General features: G+C 71.5%; 1 protein-coding gene. It reads left to right on the plus strand.

The features are described 5' to 3' along the window. On the plus strand, positions 1 to 228 hold a 228-nt coding region (locus ACEPPI_RS41000; RefSeq protein WP_373920312.1), incomplete at both ends, for a zinc-binding dehydrogenase.

Raw genomic sequence — 228 nt, forward strand, 5'->3', positions numbered from 1 at the left:
AACTCGACCGCGTACCGCCAGCTGGTCTCCCGCAACGGCGCCGGGATGAAGCAGGGCGACAACGTCCTGATCTGGGGCGCCAGCGGCGGCCTCGGCTCCTACGCCACCCAGTTCGCGCTGGCCGGCGGCGCCAACCCGATCTGCGTCGTCTCCTCCCCCGAGAAGGCCGACATCTGCCGGGCCATGGGCGCGACCGCGGTCATCGACCGCAACGCCGAGGGCTACAAG

The sequence above is a fragment of the Streptomyces sp. AB3(2024) genome (assembly GCF_041862025.1).
Classification (GTDB): Bacteria; Actinomycetota; Actinomycetes; order Streptomycetales; family Streptomycetaceae; genus Streptomyces.